The 7,532-nt window shown below is 47.0% G+C and carries 9 protein-coding genes and 1 pseudogene; 3 read left to right on the top strand and 7 right to left on the bottom strand.

What is annotated here, in order from left to right:
- Nucleotides 1-428, bottom strand: a 428-nt coding sequence (locus OEL57_RS11645; protein ID WP_300740701.1) for a FecR family protein, incomplete at its 3' end; no start/stop codon positions are given.
- 211 nt (nucleotides 429-639) lie between these two features.
- Here OEL57_RS11645 and OEL57_RS11640 point away from each other — a divergent pair.
- From OEL57_RS11640 to OEL57_RS11635, 3 genes are all read left to right on the top strand, one after another.
- Nucleotides 640-2,955 (top strand): GspE/PulE family protein, encoded by a 2,316-nt coding sequence (locus OEL57_RS11640; protein ID WP_300740700.1) that lies wholly within the window; start codon nucleotides 640-642, stop codon nucleotides 2,953-2,955.
- Nucleotides 2,956-2,976: 21 nt separating this feature from the next.
- Complete coding sequence (locus OEL57_RS16865) at nucleotides 2,977-3,081, top strand: RCKP-type rubredoxin-like domain-containing protein (protein ID WP_078791502.1); 105 nt, start codon at nucleotides 2,977-2,979, stop codon at nucleotides 3,079-3,081.
- Between the two features lie 400 nt (nucleotides 3,082-3,481).
- A complete protein-coding gene (locus tag OEL57_RS11635; RefSeq protein WP_300740699.1) occupies nucleotides 3,482-4,585 on the top strand; it encodes an MBL fold metallo-hydrolase in 1,104 nt (367 codons plus the stop codon).
- A 5-nt stretch (nucleotides 4,586-4,590) separates the two neighbouring features.
- On the opposite strand, the gene OEL57_RS11630 is transcribed toward OEL57_RS11635, so the two are convergent.
- The 6 genes and pseudogenes from OEL57_RS11630 to OEL57_RS11610 form a co-directional block, all read right to left on the bottom strand.
- Nucleotides 4,591-4,854 carry a hypothetical protein gene (locus tag OEL57_RS11630; protein WP_300740698.1) on the bottom strand — a complete coding sequence of 88 codons (264 nt, stop codon included), beginning with the start codon at nucleotides 4,852-4,854 and terminating at the stop codon, nucleotides 4,591-4,593.
- A 51-nt stretch (nucleotides 4,855-4,905) separates the two neighbouring features.
- Nucleotides 4,906-5,028, bottom strand: a complete 123-nt coding sequence (gene amrB / locus OEL57_RS16860) for an AmmeMemoRadiSam system protein B (protein ID WP_307726525.1) — start codon at nucleotides 5,026-5,028, stop codon at nucleotides 4,906-4,908.
- Nucleotides 4,997-5,710: an AmmeMemoRadiSam system protein B gene (gene amrB / locus OEL57_RS11625; protein WP_307726524.1), complete on the bottom strand. Its 714-nt coding sequence runs from the start codon at nucleotides 5,708-5,710 to the stop codon at nucleotides 4,997-4,999. The genes amrB (OEL57_RS16860) and amrB (OEL57_RS11625) overlap by 32 nt, the downstream gene beginning before the upstream one ends.
- The gene (gene scpB, locus OEL57_RS11620; protein WP_300740697.1) at nucleotides 5,707-6,294 is read right to left on the bottom strand and encodes an SMC-Scp complex subunit ScpB; all 588 of its coding nucleotides are present in this window, start codon (nucleotides 6,292-6,294) and stop codon (nucleotides 5,707-5,709) included. The genes amrB (OEL57_RS11625) and scpB overlap by 4 nt, the downstream gene beginning before the upstream one ends.
- On the bottom strand, nucleotides 6,275-7,099 hold the full coding sequence (locus OEL57_RS11615) for a segregation and condensation protein A (RefSeq protein ID WP_300740696.1): 825 nt from the start codon (nucleotides 7,097-7,099) through the stop codon (nucleotides 6,275-6,277). Before OEL57_RS11615 ends, scpB begins: the two co-directional genes overlap by 20 nt.
- Before the next feature lie 2 nt (nucleotides 7,100-7,101).
- Nucleotides 7,102-7,532, bottom strand: a pseudogene (locus OEL57_RS11610) (tryptophan--tRNA ligase); the annotation flags it as partial.

The raw sequence follows: 7,532 nt of genomic DNA, 5'->3' as shown, positions 1-7,532 counted from the left end.
TGCGAAAGCATCAGGAATTCAGTTCCCTTGATTCCAGCTACGGCAGTACCGCTCTTAACCGTCATACCACTTTGTTTGCCACCAAATTTAACCACAGAGGCACGTAGCTTACCTCCAGCAAGATTAAAAGTGCCTTCCCGCTTGTTTTTGGTCAGCAGAAAGCTGGTCACCTCAAACTCGGTGTTATTGGCCAGGGTAAACTTGCTTTTATCATTCAAGGTCAGCTCAACCCAGCCTTTTGCCCCCGTTTTAATCCAGGTGCCGGTGGCAACAGCAGTACCCTTGGCCAGAGGGGTGTAGGGAACACCGGCCTTAAACCGCATGTAGGCCTGACCGGTGAGACCAGTGATCTTTCCCACCGGAGCTGCAAACGCTAAAACCGGCATAATAACGATGCTAACAAGCAGGATAAACAACAGTTTTTTCATAACACGCCTCCAGAAAAGTATCAGATGTCTTTTAGTCTGAGGATTATAAACAACTTAGTTTTCCGGGGATTGTACCAGTATTTCAGCATGAGTCAAACATTGACCTTGAAAATATACCGCAACAAGCGCTTGAGTATCAGGCGGTATCTGTTATTCTAGCATTATTCTGGCACACCACTGGATCTCCTACCCTATACTGGAGTACTAAACCATGGATCACTCCCCAGCGTCTGATATGAATCTGCTCAAACAACAGCTTGAGTACCGCAAACGGTTGATGGATAAGATTAACGAGATCCATTCAGCTGATAATCTCAATACTATACTGCTTCATATCAAAGACAGCATTGCTGCCTTGTTTACTGCCCAGCGGATCACCATCTATCTTGCTGATGCCAAACGCAATCTTTTGATATCAAAGGTTTTGTCTGGTTCCGAGGTCAAACAGATCGTAGTGCCGATCTCCGATACAAGTCTGGCCGGCTACTGCGCTCTTTCAGGAACCGTACTAAATATTAGAGATGCCTACGATGAACATGAGCTGAGGATGATCAGCGCCAACCTGAAGTTTGACAACACCTGGGACCAAAAAACCGGCTTTATCACCAAACAGGTGCTGTGCGTACCGATGAAGTTTCAGCGTACGCTCATCGGTGTGATTCAGATTATTAACAAACAAAACAGTACTCCTTTTGACGATACTGACATCACCTATGCCCTGGAACTTGGGACCTCTCTATCTATTGCCATTCACAACATCTACCGCTTGCAGGTAACCACCAAGATCATTCGCCAGCGCAGCCGCTACAACTATCTCTTGGATCGCAACATTCTTGATGATAAATCAATTGAAAAAGCATCTGTTCACCCTGATGTCTCAAAGTTTGGCCTGGATGCGGTTTTAATGCGTGAATACAAGGTGCCCCGCGAAGAAATGGCCAAGGCCTTGTCACTCTTCTTTGGCACAGAATTCATCAAATATGAACCTGCAGCTCCCGCCATGGAAGAAGAGCTGCTAAAGCGGATCAAGCCGGATCGTTTGATGAAAGAATGGTGGGTGCCGTATAAAATCGAGAATGGTGTTCTGTATATCATCATGGATGACCCTACAGATCTTGGTCGTCAAGATATGATCAAGTTTATTTATCCGGAATACAAACGGATCAGTTATGTGGGGGCCTTCCGGGATGATATCCAGAGTTATATCGGTCTGTTCTACAACCGAGGGGCCTCCCTGTCATCAGGTGGAAGTATTGATGAACTGATCAACAAGCTGGATTCAAATGATGAACCAGAGATAGAGCAAGAATCATCAAAAGTATCTGAACAGGATAGTGTGATTGTCCAGCTGGTCAATAAAATTATCATTGATGCAGTTCAGGCAAAGGTTTCTGACATTCATATTGAACCCTATCCAGGCAAGGAAGACGTAATTGTCCGTACCCGGATTGATGGACGTTGTAAGGTATACCAGCGGATTCCCTACAAGTACAAATATGCCATCCCGTCGCGGATCAAGATTATGTGTGGGCTGGATATCTCAGAGCGCCGCAAACCCCAGGATGGTAAAATTGACTTCAAGAAGTTCGGGCCGTTAAATGTTGAACTGCGGGTAGCAACGGTCCCCACAGCAGGCCAGCTTGAAGATGTGGTCATGCGGGTACTGGCATCAGGAGAGGCTGCCCTGCCTTACGACAAACTGGGTCTTACTGAACGCAACAGCAAAGTCTTGCTTGAATGCATCAACCAGCCCTATGGACTGGTACTGGTTGTTGGTCCTACCGGTTCCGGTAAAACCACCACTCTGCACTCAGCCATATCTGTCATCAACACACCTGAAACAAAGATCTGGACAGCAGAAGACCCGGTTGAAATCACCCAACGGGGCCTGCGTCAGGTACAGGTTCATCCCAAGATCGGCTTTACCTTTGCGGCGGCCCTGCGCTCCTTCCTGCGGGCTGACCCTGATGTAATCATGGTGGGAGAAATGCGGGATCAGGAAACAGCCGAGATTGGCGTTGAATCATCGCTAACAGGCCACCTGGTCTTCTCCACCCTACACACCAACTCGGCCCCAGAAACCGTTACCCGTCTGCTTGATATGGAGCTTGACCCATTCTCCTTCTCTGATGCCATTCTCTGTATCCTGGCCCAGCGCCTCTGTCGCCGCCTGTGTGACTGTAAGCAGGAATATCAGCCCGACCGCAAAGAGCTGGAAGATATAATTCTGGAATATGGTGTTGAAGACTTCAAAAAAACCGGTATCAATCCAGCCACCATCAAGCTCCACAAAGCGGTTGGCTGTGCTAAATGTGGTGATTCCGGCTATAAAGGACGACTGGGTATCCATGAACTACTAAAAGGTACTGATGAGATGAAGACTTTAATCAAACGTAAGTCAGAGATTGAATCAATACGTAAACAGGCTATTAATGACGGTATGACTACACTGAAACAGGATGGTATCTTAAAGTGCTTTCAGGGACTTACGGATCTTAAAGAGGTTCGCAAGGTCTGCATCAAATAATAACAAGGAGGTGATACACAGATGGCAACCTGGAAATGTGCCTGCGGTTTCAGTAAAGAAGGCCGCTGCAAACCTCAAAAGTGCGAAAAATGTGGTGAAAAAGGGAAATTTGCAAAGGTTGAATAAAAATGGCACTCAATTTTCAAGGGTTTATTGATATAAGCCCTTGAAATATTTTAAAAGTATCTCATAAAAACTCAAAAACCTACTACTCCTCCCGGCACTGCCAAATTTATAATCACCCACACCAAATTTATTAATAACAATTAATTCATTAAGTTAGATAATTTTTTAACTGCTTTTTGCTGTTTGACACGTCTCCTGTAATGTGTAAACTCACACATCGGTTATACGGGATGAAGACACACAACTGCTAGCGCCTATATGGCAAGCCTGTAAATCACCCTACTGAATTAAAATCTTCAGGTTCAGACAGAAAATTTGGCAGATATATTGAAGAGATCAATTAACGTTACAAGCAACTCAATACACAATATCATCACCAATCCATAGGGAGCCAAATCAGATGGAAAATCTTATTAACCTTGACCAGGCCAGTGAACTTGCACCAGGGGTCTATTGGGTAGGTGCAGGCACCAAAACGTTTCTAAGCCGAAACAGTTTTTTGCGTATTTTCAAAGGCAATGGTACTACAGGAACGCTTCTGATAGACCCAGGACCAACCAATGATCTGGATAGCCTGTCCCAAAAGGTATCAGCCGTATTACCCGGAGGCTTGGCCAAGATCAATCTGGCCTTTATCAACCATCAAGACCCTGACGTACTTGGGGTATTGCCGATGCTGACCAAGCTGAATCAGAATCTCACGGTTATAGCCACTGAAGACACTTGGCGTCTGGCAAATCTGAACGGTATGTCACAAACCCCTTTCCGGGCGGTTGACAAGGTTCAGGGGCAACTGGTGGTGCTGCCTACAGGTCATAAGCTTCAGTTTATCCCTACCCCATTCTGCCACTTCCGTGGGGCTTGCATGATCTATGACCTTGAATCCCGAATCCTTTTTACCGGTGACCTGTTCGGTGGCATCGCTGCATCTGGGTTACATGCCGTTGAAGCCAACTGGGCCGGTATCAAGGCATTTCACCAGCTTTATATGCCCAGTAATGAAGCGATAAAAATGGCCATAAAGAAGATCCGCGCACTTGATCCTGCACCACTTGCTTTAATGCCGCAACATGGAGGATTGATCAAGGGAGAACTGATTGAACTCTTTATGAATAGAATGGAAGAACTGCAAGTAGGTTTGGATATTATCGCCTCGCTCAGCGAAAAAATGCCCGTCCTTATTGCAGCGCTCAATGAAATCTTGATTCAGACAAAAGAAGTGTTGGGAGAAGACGAGGTACATAGAATCATGGGGTACTTCAAGCCGGATGGCACCTACCCTGCCATGTTTACCCTGGGAGATGACGAGCAGGTTAAGGACATCAAGGGCGAACCGGTTGAGGCGGTTGAAGCGCTGTTACGTATTTTTCTTAAGTTTGCCTCGGAAAACCAGAAAGAGATTCTTAGCCCCAGAATTCTTCAGATTCTGCTACAAAGAGGCTTACCCCCCTTTGACTTTTTACTTACCAGAGACGATAAACCAATGGAGTTAAGCATAGAATAAGATCATTATTCTTCTGATTTTGCAGCGCAGTAGGTGCAGAAATCCTGTTTCCATGGATAAACAGCACCGCATGTCAAACATTTACGAAAATGTCCTGGAACCTCTTGGGTTGGTTTCTGAAACCAGAGGATAAAAATAAAAAAGGGAAACGGTGCAGATAGGAGCCCCCAGACTAGGGGGCTCTTTCCTCTTGTACGAGCCAACCATGCGCCCAAAACACCGGGCACCCCAAAAAATGCAAAAACAAATAAATATTCTGATAAGCCCATAGGTACCTCCTTCTGGCGCTCAGTAGCCAGTCCCACTCAGAAAATATCGTTTCAAAATACAGTTACTGCGGCATAGGCAACCACCTGTTGATAATCCCCTGTGACCTCACCACTGGTAGCATAAGCAACCAGTTCTGCTTTGCTAGCCCCCAGTTCTTTGGCTACCACCAGCATGGTGGCAGCCGGAATTACCCCCGCACATGGTAATCCGGTTACTACGACACACCGCTACAAGTCCTTTAGGATCAAACGCCAAAGCACGCTCGAGTGCTAGATTGTCTTTAAGTTTGGCATTTTCAGCTGATTCATAATGGGTCATGTCAGAACTGGCCAAAATTAGAACCGGCTCTCCATACTCTTTGATGGCAGCTGCAATACCGCTTCCTACAATTTCACAACCGGCATAATCACTAAAAGCAAGGCAGAGCGGCACAATAGTGACATCAGGACGTAGATACTGCAAAAATGGCACCTGTACTTCAAGCGAATGTTCCCGAAGGTGAACAGCAGCATCTTTCTGAATAGCTGGCAGTCGCTGCTGTATCAACCTGGCTAAGCGTTTTTCAATTGGTACTGTTCCTAAGGGGGTTTGCCAGCCATCATCTGGCGAAAGAGCTGCCAGACTGCCTATACCATGATGATTGGGGCCGAGAATGATGACGGTGCGTGGTATGGTAATGCCAGCAAGCAGTTGTCCTGCAATACTGCCTGAATATATATATCCGGCATGGGGAGAAATCACACCAATAGCCTGCTGTTTAAGGCTGTTTTCAGGGATAAGCTGTTGCAACTCCCTGCGTAATGCCTGTTCAGTGCCAGGATAAAACTGACCAGCCACTGCTGGTTGCCTGATCATGACTCACCTCGCTGTTCTCCCCCCAGGGGCAGCTCTTCCTGAACCTCAAAGATCGGCACTTCATCCAGAGACTGTATTTCGCGCAGTGTAGGAAGGCCCTTCAAATCCTTGAGGTTAAAGACCTCTAAAAACTCACGGGTGGTACCGTATATAATAGGCCTGCCCGGAATATCCTTTTTACCTAATATCTTAACCAATCGTTTTTCAAGTAAGGTTTTAAGTACCGCGCCGGTATCGACCCCACGCAGATATTCAATCTCCTGACGGGTTATCGGCTGGCGGTAGGCTACAATAGCGAGCGTTTCAAGGGCTGATTGGGAGAAACGGGCTGGCCGACCTTTGACCATCCGGGAAAGATACGGCATCAACTCCGGCACGGTACGCAACTGCCAGCCTCCTGCGACCTCCACCAAGTGCACACCTGCCCCACGCTGTTCAAAATCATCCCGCAACTCCTGCACTGCCAGACGAACCGAAGCGCGCTCATAATCAGGAAGAAGCTCGGTTAAACGGTCTAACGTCATTGGACCGTCAGAGACAAACAGTAACCCTTCAATAATGGCATTAAGCGAAGGGAAGTGCATCTGAAACTCCATCATTGTCAGTTGCAGCTACTGACGGGAAGATATAAATAGTTCCGTAACGACTATTTTGTATTACTTTCAACAACTTAATCCTACATAGCTCAAGTAATGCGAGAAAAGTAACAATCATACGTTCCCTACTCATATCATCCTGAAACAGGGACTCAAACTCCATTGATTCATGACCGTCCAACGTGGAAAGTATCTCATTAATGGCGTCAACAATACTTAAGGCATCCTGACCGGCTACTTCATGGGCTCGAGCTGTAGGTATTCTCGCTAACAGCTTGTTAAACGCCTCTGATAGTTCAAACAAATCCAACTCTAGTGGACCATCATCAGCTGTTATGAAACCTTCCAGGCAGCAACCGTCAGCACAGGGCCGAACAAAGACCTCACGTCCAAGCAACTCCCTGGTACCAAGCTCAAGACCTGCATCACGATAGCGCTGATATTCAATCAGCCGACGCACCAACTCTGCCCGTGGATCCTCCTGCTCCTCACCCTCTCCTTCTTCAGGTTCAGGCAACGGTAAAAGCATGCGGGACTTGATTTGTAACAGTGTTGAGGCCATAACCAGAAAATCACCGGCCAGGTCCAGATTCAACTCTTTCATCAATTTAAGATAATCAAGGTACTGGCGGGTAATCAAGGCGATCGGGATATCATAGATATCCACTTCGTTTTTGCGGATCAGGTGAAGCAACAGATCAAGGGGACCTTCAAAGGCGTCCAGCTTGATGCTGTAGCCCTGATCAGCCCCCTCAAAGAGTGATGTTGGCACTGTTTCAGCCGCTTGCGGCATGGTTATACCCGTAATGCAGCCCGCACTTCAAACATGGTCTTGCTGGCAACCTGGGCTGCCTTGCGACTGCCTTCAGCCAGCAAATCATCCACAAATGAGGCGTCTTGAGCGATCTCTTCACGCCGCGCTCTAAAGGGGGCCAGACGCTCATTCAGGTACTGAGTAAGGATTTTTTTGCAGTCTACACAGCCTATTTCGGCATTTTTACAGGCAGGAATGATCTCATCTTGCTTGTCCTGAGGGACATATATCCGGTGCAGGTTGAACGCAACGCACTGTTCTGGATCGCCAGGATCAGCACGGCGGACACGCTGGGTATCAGTAACCATCCCTTTGATCTTGGCAGCAGTTTCTTCAGCGGTCTCGGACAGATAGATCGAGTTATTGTATGACTTACTCATCTTACGACCATCAAGCCCAAGCAGTTTGGGGG

The sequence above is a fragment of the Trichlorobacter sp. genome, assembly GCF_030247655.1.
Taxonomy (GTDB): domain Bacteria; phylum Desulfobacterota; class Desulfuromonadia; order Geobacterales; family Pseudopelobacteraceae; genus Trichlorobacter.
Note: the sequence above shows the minus strand (reverse complement) of the source record. Positions and strands in the feature narration are given on the sequence as shown.

Excerpts from the sequence above, each read along its gene's own strand:
- OEL57_RS11640 (WP_300740700.1), top strand. The coding sequence starts at position 640 with ATGGATCACTCCCCAGCGTCTGATATGAATCTGCTCAAACAACAGCTT.
- OEL57_RS16865 (WP_078791502.1), top strand. The coding sequence starts at position 2,977 with ATGGCAACCTGGAAATGTGCCTGCGGTTTCAGTAAAGAAGGCCGCTGC.
- OEL57_RS11635 (WP_300740699.1), top strand. The coding sequence starts at position 3,482 with ATGGAAAATCTTATTAACCTTGACCAGGCCAGTGAACTTGCACCAGGG.
- OEL57_RS11630 (WP_300740698.1), bottom strand. The coding sequence starts at position 4,854 with ATGGGCTTATCAGAATATTTATTTGTTTTTGCATTTTTTGGGGTGCCC.
- amrB (WP_307726525.1), bottom strand. The coding sequence starts at position 5,028 with ATGCTGGTGGTAGCCAAAGAACTGGGGGCTAGCAAAGCAGAACTGGTT.
- amrB (WP_307726524.1), bottom strand. The coding sequence starts at position 5,710 with ATGATCAGGCAACCAGCAGTGGCTGGTCAGTTTTATCCTGGCACTGAA.
- scpB (WP_300740697.1), bottom strand. The coding sequence starts at position 6,294 with ATGCACTTCCCTTCGCTTAATGCCATTATTGAAGGGTTACTGTTTGTC.
- OEL57_RS11615 (WP_300740696.1), bottom strand. The coding sequence starts at position 7,099 with ATGCCGCAAGCGGCTGAAACAGTGCCAACATCACTCTTTGAGGGGGCT.